The organism is Streptomyces sp. NPDC048514 (assembly GCF_043199955.1).
In the GTDB taxonomy this organism is placed as follows: domain Bacteria; phylum Actinomycetota; class Actinomycetes; order Streptomycetales; family Streptomycetaceae; genus Streptomyces.
Window position 1 is genome coordinate 119,076 of sequence record NZ_JBICWT010000015.1, and the last position, 13,746, is coordinate 132,821.

Consider the following 13,746-nt stretch of genomic DNA (forward strand, 5'->3'; position numbering starts at 1 on the left):
GCGCTCGACCGCTCAGCGCAGCGTCAGTGCTTCTTCGCGAACGACGTCACATAGCCGCCGGCCGGTGAGCCCACGCCCGTCACGTCGTCGTAGCCCTTCACCGCGGCCAGCGAGCTGTCCTTGCCGAGGCTGCGGACCGAGTACAGCAGACCGCCGCTCGCGTCGATGCCGTTGGCGAAGTCCACGCGGGCGACGGCCAGGTCCTTGCCGGTCGGCTTGTCGGTGACGTCGTGGTAGACGCCCTTCTTGCCGAACTTGGCGTAGATCGACGGGTTGGCGAAGCCGATCGCCTTGCCGCCGCGCGCCTCCTGGGCCAGCGCCTGGACCGCCGCGATCACCGGGGCGGCCAGCGAGGTGCCGCCGATGCGGTACTCGCTGTACCGCTGCGAGCCGTCCGGGAAGGTCTGGGTCTGACCGACCAGGAAGCCGGTGTTCGGGTCGGCGATGGCCGCGATGTCCGGGACGACGCGGTTGCCGGCGGCGTTGTTGGCCGTGGCCAGCGCCTTCGGGACGACGCCCGTCTGGTAGTACGGCTGCGGCACGTTCTTGCTGGTGCCGCCGCCCGCGCCCGAGGTGAAGGCGCCCGGGAAGCCGACCCAGCTCTTGCCGTCGGCCGACAGGGTCGCCTTCTCGGTGCCCCAGCCGGTCTCCCACTGGTACTTGTCGCCCTTGCCGACGGCCAGCGAGGTGCCGCCGACCGCGGTCACCCACGCCGAGTTGGCCGGGGTGTCGACCTGCTTGGCCCCGGAGGCGGCGGCCTGGTCGCCGTCGTCACCGGAGGAGAAGTAGAAGCCGATGCCCTGCACCGCGCCGAGCTGGAAGACCTGGTCGTAGGCGGCCGCGAGGTCCGGCGTCTGGTTGGCCTCGATGTCGCCCCAGGAGTTGGAGACGATGTCGGCCAGGTGGTCGTCGACGACCTTGCTGAGCGAGTCGAGCAGGTCGTCGTCGTAGCAGGACGCCGCGCCCACGTAGGTGATGTCGGCGTTCGGCGCGACCGCGTGCACGGCCTCGACGTCGAGGGTCTCCTCGCCGTACCAGCCGGCCGCCCCGCACTCGTCGGCCGAGGTGTGCGTGTAGTCCTTCGGCAGCACCTGGTGCAGCTGGCTGGTCTTCCAGGCCGCGTCGCCGTTCTTCTGGGCGTACTTGCCCGCGTCGAAGGCGATGGTCGGGGAGGCGTAGGCGTCCGTGATGGCGACGCGCACCTTCTTGCCGGTGTACTTGCCGGCACCGTAGGCGGCGCGCAGCTGCTTGCCGGTGTAGCCCTTGACGGCGTACGGGACCTTCTGGCCATACGCGTCCGGCAGCGCCTTCGCGACCTTCGAGCCGTAGTACGACGAGAAGGGCCCGGCGTTCCTGAACACGGCGTCCGGGGGCGGCAGCTGCTCGTCGTGGGCCGACTTGTGCGGGGCGTTGTCCAGGCCGGTGACGGTCAGGACGGCGCCCTCGAGGGCGGCCGGCGCGGTCGCGGCCTTCGCCGGGGCACGGTAGGTCTTCGAGCCCTTGGCGTAGTTGTGCAGCTGGGTGCCGAACGCCTTCTCGGCGGCGGCCACGTCACCGGAGACGGCGACATAGTGCGGGGTGACCGCGGTGACCGTCAGACCGGCCGACTTCAGCCAGGACTTGACCGCGGCCACCTGGGCCTTGGTGGCCCCGAAGCGGGCCTGCGCCTTGCCGGCGCTCAGGTACTTGCCGTACGAGGGCGAGTTCGGGTCCGACACCGCCTTGGCGTACGCCGCGAGACCGGCCGCGTCCTTGCCGGCCAGATAGACCCTGGCCTTGACCTGGGCGCTGTTCGAGGTCGCGCCCTTGTCCGCCTTGGCCGTGGCCCAGAGCGGCTTGGTGCCCTTCAATGCGTCACGAGCGGGGCTGTCCGCGGCGTGGGCCGCGGGTATGCCCAGCGCCAGCGCGCCGGCGATCATGGGCAGTGTCGCTGCCATGCTCACAGCGCGCATCTTGGCGCGGTTGGATCTCATAGAACCCCCTGCGATGCGGTTCGCATGCATGTAGTGGTTGGCACGTCGTGACCCCGTGCCGGCCCGCGGCGGTTGAGGCCGGTGGTGGATCACACGACGGGGGCCACTCTTGCGATGAACCGTTCATGCCAGGGGAAGGTAAAAGTCAAGAGAAGCTCAAGTAACGCTCAGGTAGGGCGAATTGCGCCTTTGTTCCTCACGGTCGGGTAACGGACGCGCGGGATCGCTGTTCACGGGCGCGGTCGCGCCCCCCGGTCCTCCAGCATCCCGGCCATCAGCTCGATCTCCGACCGCTGCGAGTCGACCATGCCCTGCGCGAGCCTTTTCTCCACATCGACGGTGCACTTGGCGACGCATCCCTCGGCCATGTGGACACCGCCCTGGTGATGGGCCGTCATGAGCTGGAGGTAGAGGATCTCGGCCTGCCTGCCGGACAGCGACCCGAGCCTCTTCAGCTCGGTGTTGGTCGCCATGCCCGGCATCAGCGCGCCGTCCTTGCCCGACGCCATGCCGCCCATGCCCATCCAGGTCATCGGCGGCTCGGCCGACACCTTGGGCAGCTCCCACAGGTCCAGCCAGCCCAGCAGCATGCCGCGCTGGTTGGCCTGGGTCTGCGCGATGTCGTAGGCGAGCCGCCGCACCTCCTCGTCCTTCGTGCGGTCCCGGACGATGTACGACATCTCGACGGCCTGCTGGTGGTGCACGGCCATGTCCCGCGCGAACCCCGCGTCCGCCGACTCGGCGGCCGGGGTCCTCACGTCCGGCCCACCGGTGTCCTCGGCGACCGCGTACGTGATCGCCCCGGCCGCGACGAGCACCGCCGCCGCGGTCCCCGCGACCCAGCCGATGTACCGCCGGCTCACTTCATGACCCCGCCGGTGCACGAGGCGCCCGGCTCGGGTGTCTGCCGGCCCTGCACGTAGGTGGCGAAGAACTTGTCCACCTCCGGGTCGGCGGCGCTCTTCACCGCCACCTGGTGCCCCCACGCCGACAGGATCAGCGGCGCGGCCTGGTTCTCGTACGGGCTCATCAGCGAGTACGGCGTCTTCTTCACCTTCGCCGCGAGGGCGTCGACGTCGGCCTTCTGCGCCTTTCCGGTGTACGTCACCCAGACGGCGCCGTGCTCCAGGGCGTGCACGGCGTTCTCGTCCGGCACCGCCTTGGTGTAGACGTCGCCGTTGCAGTTGAGCCAGACCGGGTTGTGGTTGCCGCCCACCGGCGGGTGCATCGGGTACGACACCTTGGTCGTCACGTGGGTGCGCGCCAGCTTGCCGGACCAGGTCCGCACCCCGTCCTTGCCGGTCGTGAAGTGCCCGGAGTCACCGGAATTCTTCGCGTCACCGCTCGCCGTCGAGTCCTTCCCGTCCGACCGCGCGTTCACGAGGACCACACCGCCGACGACCAGACCGGCGACGACCACCGCACTCGCGGCGACGACGAGCAGCCGGCTGCGGCGCTCGCGTGCCTGCTCGGCGCGTCGCATCTCCTCGATGCGGGCCTTGCGCGCCGCGGTGCTGCTGTTCTTGGCGGAACCCATGAGGCGTGTCCTTCTGGGGGAAAGAGACGGATGGAGGGTGGGGCCCGCTGATCGTAATGCGCGAGGGGGCACCTTCCGTAGAGAGGGAGCGGAAAAGCGGCCGTCCGCGGGAAGAAACGTGTACCGAGCACGAACATGCCGGTCACGCGGGCCGGTCACGCGGGCCGGTCACCTTGCGCACCGTCCGGCCATGACGGGGGCGGGCGCGAGCGGGCAAGATGGGCGACAGCGCAGTACACCTGTCGTACGAGAGGCGTTCAGGCCGTGGACGCTCGGGCGATCAAGGTCCGCAACGCGCACGAAATGGTGTTGTGGTGGGATGCTCAGGAACCCGGCCGCCCCCAGCGGGACGGGGGACAGGCGGCCTGACCAGCAAGGATGGGGAAGCGGAAGATGGACAAGCAGCAGGAGTTCGTGCTCCGGACGTTGGAGGAGCGCGACATCCGGTTCGTACGCCTGTGGTTCACGGACGTCCTGGGCTTCCTCAAATCCGTGGCCGTGGCCCCGGCAGAGCTGGAGCAGGCCTTCGACGAGGGCATCGGCTTCGACGGCTCCGCGATCGAGGGCTTCGCCCGGGTCTACGAGTCCGACATGATCGCCAAGCCGGACCCCTCCACCTTCCAGGTCCTGCCCTGGCGCGCGGAGACCCCCGGCACCGCCCGCATGTTCTGCGACATCCTGATGCCGGACGGCTCCCCGTCCTTCGCCGACCCGCGCTACGTCCTGAAGCGGGCCCTCGCCCGCACCTCCGACCTGGGCTTCACCTTCTACACCCACCCGGAGATCGAGTTCTTCCTGCTGAAGGACCGCCCGCTCGACGGCACGCGCCCCACCCCCGCGGACAACTCCGGCTACTTCGATCACACCCCGACCAACGTCGGCATGGACTTCCGCCGGCAGGCGATCACCATGCTGGAGTCGATGGGCATCTCGGTGGAGTTCTCCCACCACGAGGGCGCACCCGGCCAGCAGGAGATCGACCTGCGCTACGCCGACGCGCTCTCCACGGCCGACAACATCATGACGTTCCGCCTGGTCATGAAGCAGGTGGCGCTGGAGCAGGGGGTGCAGGCGACCTTCATGCCGAAGCCCTTCTCCGAGCACCCCGGCAGCGGCATGCACACACACCTCTCCCTCTTCGAGGGCGACCGCAACGCGTTCTACGAGTCGGGTTCGGAGTACCAGCTCTCCAAGGTCGGCCGCTCCTTCATCGCCGGTCTCCTCAAGCACGCCGCGGAGATCTCGGCCGTCACCAACCAGTGGGTGAACTCCTACAAGCGCATCTGGGGCGGCTCGGAGCGCACGGCGGGCGCCGGCGGCGAGGCTCCCTCGTACATCTGCTGGGGCCACAACAACCGCTCGGCCCTGGTCCGCGTCCCCATGTACAAGCCCGGCAAGACCGGCTCCGCCCGGGTGGAGGTCCGCTCCATCGACTCCGGCTCGAACCCGTACCTGGCCTACGCCGTCCTGCTGGCCGCCGGCCTGAAGGGCATCGAGGAGGGGTACGAGCTCCCGCCGGGTGCCGAGGACGACGTCTGGGCCCTCTCCGACGCCGAGCGCCGAGCGATGGGCATCGAGCCGCTCCCGCAGAACCTCGGCGAGGCCCTCACCCTCATGGAACGCAGCGACCTGGTCGCCGAGACCCTCGGCGAACACGTCTTCGACTTCTTCCTGCGCAACAAGCGCGCCGAATGGCACGAGTACCGCTCCGAGGTGACCGCCTTCGAGCTGCGGAAGAACCTGCCGGTGCTGTAGGCGCGGGGAGGAGCGGGTCTCCCGCCGGTTCGGCGAGTGGGGCCGACGGTCGCGGACCGTCGGCCCTTTGCCTGAATGTGCATTCATCAGTGGTGCTTCCCGGGCTGTGGCTATCATCTCGGCATGGCGCCCTCTCGATTCAGGTACATCCTCAACGCGGTAAAAGAGTCTCCCGGTGATGCCGTCACGGGCCTTACGGTTGCGGCAATCGTTGCCGTCACGCTGCTCGACATGTTCGAGGTGATTTCCCTCAGTCAGGAATTCCTGTCCGGAGCGGCGATCGTGGTGCTGAGTGCGTTCCTTGTGACTCTCTTGGACAGCCGCAAAAAAGCTGACGAGCAAAAAGGAATGCTGCGTGGCGTTGTGACCGACATTAATGTCATCAAGCGAGATATCGAGATTCGAGGAGTGGGGGCTCATGTAATCGAGATCCCGCAAGAGGAGATCGGTGGGCGCCTTGACGGGCTGTTGAGTTCAACGAACTCCTGGCATTTCCGCGGAGGCTTGGGCGGCTGGCAGCGAAGCACTGCGCTTCCTGCTCTGTCGACCGTTACGAATCGAGATATTCCGTATTCGATGCACATTTTGAACCCGGCTGACGAGGATGTGTGTCGTCGATATGCGAGCTATCGTGCAAGTGCCGGCCAGCGGACCGGGACTACAAATCCTGAGAATGTGCGTGATGAGCTACTCGCGCTCCTCTACGCGGTAGCCTGGTATAACGAGCGCACTCGCATCAGGGCTGAAATATCATTCCTTTCCAGCTACAGCCCGCTACGCTACGACTTGAGCGATGCGGGGCTCATCGTCACCGTGCCCGACATGCAGGAGCGGGCCATCTACGCTCCGGCCGGCGGCTGGTACTGCACTTCGGTCCGGGACGAGATGGATCAGGCGAGCAAGGCGCTCCCGGCTGTCGTACTGCCGTCGGGGCAGGGCATGTTCCCGCAGCAGTGGAGGGACGTTCGTGCGCAGCACGTGAGGACGGCCCTGGAGGCCGTAGGGGTCCGGCCCAGCAGGTTTTCGGGTCAGCCCAGCCACTCGCTGCTGACAGGCTGGGCCGCCAGTTCGATTCTGGACTTCGACAAGATCGCGAGTATGCCCTTTATGGGAAGGTCGAACTGACGTGAATCCGCTCCGGCGTGCAGTCGATGTGCTTCGAACGGCTCCAGTGGGTGGCCAGACTTTTCCTGATGGCCCGGAACTTCTTCAGTTCCTCGCCGATGAATCGGACAGTTTCACCGCGTTTCGGCACCCTCTTGGGTTTGTGCACGCCGAACTCACCGCCCTTGCGGGTCAGGTTCCGGACGGTGCTCGGGTGCGCGTGCATGTGTGGGCCGAACCTACTTCGGGCAATGACGCGCTCGGCCTGGTTCACGATCACATGTGGCACCTCACCAGCATGGTGTTGATGGGCGAGCTAGCCGATATCGCATTCAGGGCAGTCCCTGATCCGCAAGGCTCTCATGACGCGATCCGCGTCACATACAACAAAACGAACGAGTTCACTCGCGAAGAGAGAATGAGGCTACAGGAGACTGGTCGTCGAGGCGTGACGGCTGGTCAGGTCTATGAAATTCCGTCGCGGTCAATTCATGAGACGGTTATTGTGCGAGCACCCGTTGCCACCTTGCTTGTGACGCAAGATGATCCCCCCGGTTCCCCTGGTCCAGTGATTTTCGCCCCGCACCGGACCCAACCTGCGGGGACGGCTATTCGGGAGCCTGTCGCGCCGGAAGAAGTCTCGGCGCTCTTCAGGGCCGTGGCAGCCCAGGGAAAAGTGTGAGACGAGACCGTACGCCTAGGGCCGCCTGCAGTGAGCTACTCCGAATTCCAGACGCCAGCTGCTGACGGTGCAGCCGCCCCACCGAACTCCGGGAAGGCCGCTGAGAGGCGGTCGCCGACGCCGGCCGGCAACGAGGTAGCTCGGCTGGACACCGAACTGTCGCGGGTGACATCGATCCGTGGGGCATCCGCGGGGTGGTCGCGCCGAAACTAGCCGGAAGTGCGGCCACACGCCGCTTGCCGTGCAGACCGTGCGCGTGTCCGGCCGGTGCCGGCGGGATTCTCCGGCCGGCGGCCCTAGCATGCTCACTGCCGGGGGATGTGTGGACAGGACGGAGCCGGCGACGTGGCCTTCGCGGATTCGTCCGGCTCCGGTGTGGCCCCCGGTGCCGGGCGGCGTTCCACGGCGCCCCTGCCGGCCGTGTGCGCCGGGTACTTCATGGTGATCCTGGACGTCACGATCATCAACGTCGCCGTCCCCGCGGTGGGCCGCGAGCTGTCCGCCTCCCTCACCGGCATCCAGTGGATCACCGACGGCTACACCCTGGTCTTCGCCGGGCTCCTGATGACCGGCGGCGCCCTGGGGGACCGGCTGGGCAACCGGCGCGTGTTCTGCTCGGGCGTCGCGGTGTTCACTCTGTCCTCGGCCGCGTGCGCCGCGGCACCGAACACCGCCTTCCTCGTCGGGGCCCGGCTGGTGGAGGGGCTCGGCGCGGCACTGATCGTCCCCGGCTCCCTCGCCCTGCTGCAGGAGGCCTACCCGGAACCGGCGGCACGCTCCCGCGCCTTCGGGCTCTGGGGATCGATGGCGGGCATCGCCGCCTCCGCCGGCCCGCTGCTGGGCGGGCTGCTGGTCTCCACAGCGGGCTGGCGGTGGGTCTTCCTCATCAACCTTCCGGTCGGCGTGGCCTGCCTGGTACTGACGCTGCGGTTCGTCGCGCCCTCCCCGCACCAGCCGGGGCGGGCCCTGGACTGGCCCGCGCAGTGCGCCGTGGTGGCGGCGGTGGCCCTGCTGACCGCCGCCCTGAACGAGGCCGGGCGGCGCGGCTGGTCCGATCCCGCCGTGCTCGCCGGGCTGGGCCTGGCCGCGGTGGCCGTGGCCGCGTTCCTTCTGCGCGAGCGGTTCGCCCGGGCCCCCGCCCTCCCGCTGCGGCTGCTGCGGCCCCGCGCGATGAGCGGCACGGCCGTCATCGGCCTGCTGTTCAACTTCGCCTTCTACGGCATGGTGTTCACCGCCAGCCTGGAGTTCCAGCACCAGCGTGGCTTCAGCGCCCTCCGGACCGGCCTCGCCCTGTTCCCGGCCGTGGCGATGACCATGTTCGCGTCCGTCCTCTCCGGCCGGCTGAGCCGCCGCACCGGCGACCGTCCGCTGGTCGTCTCCGGCATGCTCCTGGGCGCCGCCGGGCTGGGCGGCTGGGCCGCGGCGGGCTCCGATCCGGCCTACGTACTGCTGGTGGTCCCGATGATGGCCACCGGCTTCGGCACGTCCTTCGCCCTCACCGGCTCGACCGCCACCGTGATGGGCGGCGCGCCCCCGGCCTACGCGGGCGCCGCCTCCGCCCTGTTCAACACCACCCGCCAGATCGGCAGCGCCACCGGCGTCGCACTCGGCGGCAGCCTGCTGGCCACCAGTGCCGGCTACGGCGCCGGACTGCGCCTCAGCATGGCCGTAGGAGCGCTCGCCTACCTGACCGCCGCCGCTCTGGCCCGGCTGTGCGTGCCGCCCCGCGCGGATCAGCTGTCGCGCAGGCACTCGATCCGGTAGTCGCCGGTCTCCTCGTCGATCGTCACGCCGTGGGTCTCGCTGCGGAACCCCGGGAAGCGGCGGTCGAACGCCTCCAGCGCCGTGAGGTAGCGCAGCAGGGGACCGCCGGCGGCGCCGGTGGACTCGCCCGGCATCAGGACCGGGATGCCGGGCGGGGTCACCGTCACCATGGCCGCCGCCACCCGCCGCGCCGCGTCGGCGATCCGGACGCGCTCCGTGCCGCCCCGCACCAGCCGCTGATAGCAGTGCTGCGGCGGGAAGACCGGCTCCGGGAGCTGCTGGAACGCGGTGTCCAGCAACTCGACGAGCCGCGCCGAGCGCAGCTGGCCGTGCATCTGGCGGCACAGTTCGCGCAGGGTCAGGCCGGCGTAGCGGCGCGGGTGCGCGGCCACGACGTCGGGCAGGACGCGGTCCAGCGGCGCGTCACCGTCGTACAGCGACTTGAAGTCCATCAGGGCGTCCAGCAGCGTGCCCCACTTGCCCTTGGTGATGCCCATGGAGAAAAGGATCAGCGTGGTGTAGCCGTCGGTCTTCTCCACCACGATGTTCCGGGTGGCCAGGTAGGCCGTCAGCACCCGCGCCGGGATGCCCTCCTCGGCCGTCTCACCGGTGGCGCCGATGCCGGGGCAGGTCAGCGTGACCTTGACCGGGTCCAGCATGCAGTGGCCCTCGGTGAGCCCGGGGAAGCCGTGCCAGCCGGCGCCGGGCTCCAGCAGCCAGCAGGACTGCGCGGTGCGCAGCAGTTCCGGCGGGGCCTCGTCGAAGGCCAGGCGCTCACCGGTCGCCGGGTCGGTGACCGTCTCCGGCTGCCAGACCCCGAAGAACCAGTCCGGCCGGTCCCCGGCCTCCGCCACCCGCCGCCGCAGCCGCACCATCTCCTGCCGGAACCGGATGGCCTCCGTCACCGCCTCGTCCACCAGCCACTCGCCCTGCGGCCCGTCCATCATCGCCGCCGCCACGTCCAGCGAGGCGATCATCGGGTACAGCGGTGACGTGGTGCCGTGCATCATCAGGGCCTCGTTGAACCGGTCGTGCTCCACCGGCGCCCGCGGCGCGGGCCGCACGTGCACCATCGCCGACTGGGACAACGCGGCCAGCAGCTTGTGCGTCGACTGGGTGGCGAACACCGTGGGCCGGTCCGGCCCGGGAAAGGCACGCTCGTCCACCGACATGCCGTACCGGCCGGCGTACAGCGGATGGAACCGGGCGTAGGCGAACCACGCCTCGTCGAAGTGCACCCGCGGGGTGCTCGCCGCGAGCGCCCGGGCGGCCGGGACGGCGTCGTAACTCAGGCCGTCGTACGTCGAGTTGGTGAACACCGCATACTGCGCCCGCCGGGACACGGCGCCCTCGGCCAGCGGGTGCGCGGCGATCCGGGCCGCGATCGAGTCCGCCGCCAGTTCGGCCGGGGGCAGCGGGCCGGCGAGGCCGTAGCCGTTGCGCGTGGGCACCAGGTAGACGGGCCGGGCCCCGGAGACCACCAGCGCGTGCAGCACCGACTTGTGGCAGTTGCGGTCCACCAGCGCCAGCTCGTCCCGGGTGACGCAGAAGTGGCCGACCAGACGGTTGCAGGTGGAGTCGCCGTGCAGCACGAAGTAGGTGAGGTCGGCGCCGAAGACGCGGGCCGCGTTGCGCTCGGCCTCGCCGATCGGCCCGCTGTGCTCGAACAGCGAGCCCAGCTCCGCCACCGAGATCGACAGGTCGCTGCGCAGCAGCCGTTCGCCGAAGTAGTCGTGGAAGGCGCGTCCCGCGGGCGACTTGAGGAAGGCGACGCCCCCGGAGTGGGCCGGGGTGTGCCAGGAGTACTCGTGGGAGTCGTCGAAGCGGCGCAGCGCCCGGAAGAACGGCGGCAGCACGTCCTCGCGATAGGCGCGTGCGGCACTGGTGATCCGTCCCGCGATGAACCCCGGCGTGTCCTCGAGCGGCCACACGTACCCGACGACCGTCTCCGACACCCACAGCGGCAGATCCCGCACACCCTCGTCGGCCATGACGAGGAAGACCGGCAAGTCCCGGAAGCGGCGCCCGATCCCGCGCAGCACCGCGGCCCCACCGGCCCCGCCGGATACGCCCGCCCCACCGAGAACGCCGGCCCCGCCGTCGCCTCCCGGCAGGTCCCAGGCGACCAGCGCGGCCGCCAGCCCCGCCTCGGTGCGCAGTACGGCGCCGGCATCCTCGGCCGTCACCGCCCAGCGCACCTCGAAGCCGGCCGCCTCGACGGCGTCCCGGATCTTCCGCAGCTGCTCGGCTCCCGCGCTCTCGGCGCGCGGGTGCTCCGGCACCGCGACCAGGATCCTGCTGTCGGCCATCGCGCACCCTCGCCCTCCGCGGCGACCGCCCGGCCGCCGCCACCCGGCAAGTGTCCGCGCGGCCCGGCGGGCCGGACGGTGGACCGCACCGGAAACCACCGGGACGACGGAAACGGCGGCCCCGGCGTTGACCTGGTGCCGTCCGGGCTACGCCGGTGACGCCGTGGCCGGCCGTCGCGATCCGCACCGCGCGGCGTGCCGCCCGGGTCCGGAGCCGGAACAGCAGATAGGCGGTCGACCGCTCGCTCGGCACCGCCACCGTGCGGCCGGAGGGATCCGTGCCGGTGACGCCGCGGCCCGGGCGATCCACGCCGCGCCCCGTCACCCGAGGTACGCCGGGGACACCGCGGCCGAAGCGATGCGCCGTGCCCGTCCCGTCCCGTCCGCCGGGACCTGGTACAGGTCGGCGCCGTAGTCGCCGGGCAGTGCGTACACCAGCGTCCGGGTGTCCCGCCACAGCACCTGGTCGTCCACGCTGCGCGGCTCGGCGAGCGGGGTCTCGCGCATCGTCCGCAGGTCGAGCACGTACAGCTGCCAGGGGGCGTCCGCGGGCAGCCCGGCGACCCGCTTCTTGTAGGCCACGCGCGTGCCGTCGGGCGACAGGGACGGGCACTCCACGTTCGCGTGCAGCGTGGTGACCGTACGGGTGCGCAGGTCACCCCGGACCAGGTAGGTGCGCCCCCCGGTCGCCAGCGTCGCGTAGAACGTGCGGTCGTCGGCCGCGAACGTCACCCCCCAGAAGTTCGCGTCCGCCGCCCGGTAGCGATGCCCGTCCCTGACGATCCGGAAGGCCTCCAGGGAGGGGATCAGCTCACCGCTGCGGGTGTCCACGATCGCCGCGCGCGTGGAGAAGTCCGTGCCGGCGTACGAGTCACCGCCCACGAACGCGGTCCAGGCGGCGAAATGGCCGGTGGGGGAGACCCGGGCGCGGGACGGGATGCCGGGGACGTCGTAGCGGTCCACGGTGTGCAGACGGGCGTCCAGGACGACGGCCCGGTAGGTGTCGGACACCGGCCCGTGCACCGCCTGCAGGCACACGCCGGTGCCCGAAGCGGCGTGGAAACGCAGGCACTTGACGCCGGAGGCGGTGCGCGGCCCGGACGGGTCGTCCGCCGGGACGCTCACCAGCTCGTCCCGGTGCGGCCCCCAGGCCATGTTCCGGAACACCACCCGCCCGTGCCCGGTCAGGGTCACCGCCCCCGGGGTGACCCGCGGGCCGCCCGCCCGCGTGTGGTCACGGCGGTCGGCCCGGGCCGAGGCGTGCAGCACGGACGCCAGCCCGACCGCCGCCAGCACGGCGACGGCCGCGACCAGGACCACGACACGGTTGCGTACGGTCATGCGGGCACCGCCTCCTTCGGGGTCACCGTCTCCTCGGGGCGCAGGGTGAGGGCGAACGCGGCGCACACGGCCAGCGCCACCACGGCGCCCGCCAGCGCGGCCCGGTCGCCCCACACCGTCCAGGCCGCGCCGAACAGCAGCGAGCAGGCGAACCGGGTGAGCGCCTGCCCGGTCTGCACGACGGCCAGCCCCGAGGAACGCAGCGCCTCCGGCACGCTCTGCGAGGCGGCCGCCATCAGCACTCCGTCGGTGGCCGCGTAGAACCCGCCGTGCAGGGCGAGGACGACGTACGGCAGGGCGGTGCCGTGCCAGGAGGTGAGCAGCAGCACGTACGCCAGCAGCAGCCCGCCGTGCCCGGCCAGGAAGACCGTCCACCGGCCCACCCGGTCCGCGAGCCGGCCCAGCGGCACCGCCAGCAGCAGGAAGGCGGCCGCCGTGCCGAGCGGCAGCAGCGCGAACCAGCGGTCCGGGACGCCGAGGCGGCGCTGGAGCAGCAGGTAGACGAAGGAGTCGCTGACCGTGGCGAGGCCCAGCAGCAGCGCGCAGACGGTGATCCGGCGCAGGTCACGGCGGCGCAGCAGCCCCACGGCGGCGCCCAGCGTCGGCCGCTCGGCCGGCGGCGGAGCGCCCCGGCCGCCCGGCACGAAGAGCACCAGCACCAGGACCGCCAGCACGGCCACGCAGAAGCTGACGGTGAACACCGCGTCGTAGCCGTCCACCGTGGCCCGCAGGATCCAGAACGCCACGAGCGGGCCGAGCAGCGCGCCCGCGGTGTCCATGGCGCGGTGCACGCCGAACGCCCGGCCCCGGCTCTCCGGCGTGCTGGACAGGGAGATCAGCGCGTCCCGGGGCGCCGTGCGCAGGCCCTTGCCGGTGCGGTCGGCGGCCAGCACCAGGCCGATCGGCGTGAGCGAGTGCGCCACCAGCAGCAGCGGCTTGCACAGGGCCGAGAGCCCGTACCCCGCGCCCGCGACCCACTTGTGCCGCCCGCCTCCCCGGTCGGCCAGATGCCCGCCGACCAGGCGGACGAGCGCCGAGAAACCGTTGTAGATGCCGTCGAGCAGCCCGAAGCCCAGCGGTGACAGGCCGAGGCCGGTCACCAGGTACAGCGGCAGGACCGCCGTGACCATCTCCGAGGAGACGTCGGTGACCAGGCTGACCGTGCCGAGGGCCAGGACGGTCGGTGCGAGCGCGGCACGGCGCCGCCCGGCGGGAGGCCGGACGGCACCGTCCGCGGACGCCCGCGCCGGCGTACTCGCGCGGCTGTCCGCTACGTACACG

General features: G+C 70.9%; 10 protein-coding genes. 3 read left to right on the forward strand and 7 right to left on the reverse strand.

Annotation, left to right across the window (positions count from 1 at the left end; translation table 11 throughout):
- Window positions 1-23: 23 nt before the first annotated feature.
- The 3 genes from ACGFT2_RS30350 to ACGFT2_RS30360 form a co-directional block, all read right to left on the reverse strand.
- Entirely contained in the window at window positions 24-1,973 is a 1,950-nt protein-coding gene (locus ACGFT2_RS30350) for a protease pro-enzyme activation domain-containing protein (protein ID WP_393284353.1), read from the reverse strand.
- 230 nt (window positions 1,974-2,203) lie between these two features.
- Window positions 2,204-2,836, reverse strand: coding sequence for a DUF305 domain-containing protein (locus ACGFT2_RS30355; protein WP_393284355.1), 633 nt, complete (start codon window positions 2,834-2,836; stop codon window positions 2,204-2,206).
- Window positions 2,833-3,510 carry a DUF3105 domain-containing protein gene (locus tag ACGFT2_RS30360; RefSeq protein ID WP_393284358.1) on the reverse strand — a complete coding sequence of 226 codons (678 nt, stop codon included), beginning with the start codon at window positions 3,508-3,510 and terminating at the stop codon, window positions 2,833-2,835. The genes ACGFT2_RS30355 and ACGFT2_RS30360 overlap by 4 nt, the downstream gene beginning before the upstream one ends.
- 393 nt (window positions 3,511-3,903) lie before the next feature.
- Between ACGFT2_RS30360 and ACGFT2_RS30365 the strand changes: the two genes are divergently transcribed.
- Both ACGFT2_RS30365 and ACGFT2_RS30370 read left to right on the forward strand, forming a co-directional pair.
- Window positions 3,904-5,265 (forward strand): glutamine synthetase family protein, encoded by a 1,362-nt coding sequence (locus ACGFT2_RS30365; RefSeq protein ID WP_393284360.1) that lies wholly within the window; start codon window positions 3,904-3,906, stop codon window positions 5,263-5,265.
- A 123-nt stretch (window positions 5,266-5,388) separates the two neighbouring features.
- Window positions 5,389-6,390, forward strand: coding sequence for a hypothetical protein (locus ACGFT2_RS30370; protein WP_393284363.1), 1,002 nt, complete (start codon window positions 5,389-5,391; stop codon window positions 6,388-6,390).
- Here the strand turns inward: ACGFT2_RS30370 and ACGFT2_RS30375 are convergent.
- Entirely contained in the window at window positions 6,371-6,649 is a 279-nt protein-coding gene (locus tag ACGFT2_RS30375; RefSeq protein WP_393284365.1) for a hypothetical protein, read from the reverse strand. The two genes, ACGFT2_RS30370 and ACGFT2_RS30375, sit on opposite strands and share 20 nt — an antisense overlap.
- Before the next feature lie 747 nt (window positions 6,650-7,396).
- On the opposite strand from ACGFT2_RS30375, the gene ACGFT2_RS30380 reads away from it, so the two are divergent.
- Window positions 7,397-8,815 carry an MFS transporter gene (locus ACGFT2_RS30380; RefSeq protein WP_393284368.1) on the forward strand — a complete coding sequence of 473 codons (1,419 nt, stop codon included), beginning with the start codon at window positions 7,397-7,399 and terminating at the stop codon, window positions 8,813-8,815.
- Here the strand turns inward: ACGFT2_RS30380 and ACGFT2_RS30385 are convergent.
- The 3 genes from ACGFT2_RS30385 to ACGFT2_RS30395 all read right to left on the reverse strand — a co-directional run bounded on the left by ACGFT2_RS30385 (window position 8,785) and on the right by ACGFT2_RS30395 (window position 13,745).
- Window positions 8,785-11,124 (reverse strand): Orn/Lys/Arg decarboxylase N-terminal domain-containing protein, encoded by a 2,340-nt coding sequence (locus ACGFT2_RS30385; protein ID WP_393284370.1) that lies wholly within the window; start codon window positions 11,122-11,124, stop codon window positions 8,785-8,787. The two genes, ACGFT2_RS30380 and ACGFT2_RS30385, sit on opposite strands and share 31 nt — an antisense overlap.
- Window positions 11,125-11,445: 321 nt before the next feature.
- Complete coding sequence (locus ACGFT2_RS30390; RefSeq protein ID WP_393284372.1) at window positions 11,446-12,465, reverse strand: TolB family protein; 1,020 nt, start codon at window positions 12,463-12,465, stop codon at window positions 11,446-11,448.
- On the reverse strand, window positions 12,462-13,745 hold the full coding sequence (locus ACGFT2_RS30395) for an MFS transporter (RefSeq protein WP_393284375.1): 1,284 nt from the start codon (window positions 13,743-13,745) through the stop codon (window positions 12,462-12,464). Before ACGFT2_RS30395 ends, ACGFT2_RS30390 begins: the two co-directional genes overlap by 4 nt.
- Window position 13,746: the final 1 nt, after the last annotated feature.

Bases quoted from the DNA above. Each gene is read 5' to 3' on its own strand.
- ACGFT2_RS30350 (WP_393284353.1), bottom strand. From the start codon at position 1,973: ATGAGATCCAACCGCGCCAAGATGCGCGCTGTGAGCATGGCAGCGACA.
- ACGFT2_RS30360 (WP_393284358.1), bottom strand. From the start codon at position 3,510: ATGGGTTCCGCCAAGAACAGCAGCACCGCGGCGCGCAAGGCCCGCATC.
- ACGFT2_RS30370 (WP_393284363.1), top strand. From the start codon at position 5,389: ATGGCGCCCTCTCGATTCAGGTACATCCTCAACGCGGTAAAAGAGTCT.
- ACGFT2_RS30390 (WP_393284372.1), bottom strand. From the start codon at position 12,465: ATGACCGTACGCAACCGTGTCGTGGTCCTGGTCGCGGCCGTCGCCGTG.
- ACGFT2_RS30385 (WP_393284370.1), bottom strand. From the start codon at position 11,124: ATGGCCGACAGCAGGATCCTGGTCGCGGTGCCGGAGCACCCGCGCGCC.
- ACGFT2_RS30365 (WP_393284360.1), top strand. From the start codon at position 3,904: ATGGACAAGCAGCAGGAGTTCGTGCTCCGGACGTTGGAGGAGCGCGAC.